Raw genomic sequence first — 518 nt, 5'->3', positions numbered from 1 at the left:
ATTCTGGCCGAGTTGCAGGCAGACGGGCGCGTGTCCAACGCCCGGCTGGCCGAGAAGCTGACCCTCAGCGAGACGCCCTGTTGGCGCCGCCTGAAACGGCTGGAGGCCGAGGGTTTCATTGACGGCTATCAGGCGCGCCTCAACCGCCGCAAGCTCGGCTACGGCGTGGTGGCCTTTGCCCAGGTCACCCTCGGCAAGCACGCGGGCGAGACGCCCCTGCGCTTCGAGGAGCAGGTGGCAAACCTGCCGGAGATCCTGTCCTGCCACAATGTGACGGGCAGTTGTGACTACCTGCTGCAGATCATCGCCACGGATCTGGATGCCTACGGCACCTTCATCCGCAAGCAGTTGCGCACCCTGCCCGGCGTGGCCTCGATCCAGTCCAGCCTGTCCCTGCGGGAGGTGAAGTCGTCGTCGGCCCTGCCCCTGTGAGGCCCTCGCCGAAGGGCTGCCTCAGAACTTGTGCACGAACTCCACGATGTACGCATCGCTGGCGTGGCGGCCCGTGGCAGCCTCCC

At 66.8% G+C, this 518-nt stretch carries 1 protein-coding gene; it reads left to right on the top strand.

From position 1 onward, the window contains the following. Nucleotides 1-432: Lrp/AsnC family transcriptional regulator (locus tag JNK74_30305; GenBank protein ID MBL7650462.1), on the top strand; the 432-nt coding region annotated here is incomplete at its 5' end. Nucleotides 433-518: the final 86 nt, after the last annotated feature.

It is taken from the genome of Candidatus Hydrogenedentota bacterium, assembly GCA_016791475.1.
Classification (GTDB): domain Bacteria; phylum Hydrogenedentota; class Hydrogenedentia; order Hydrogenedentales; family JAEUWI01; genus JAEUWI01.
The sequence above is the reverse complement of the archived record's forward strand: the minus strand, read 5'-3'. Positions and strand labels throughout refer to the sequence as shown.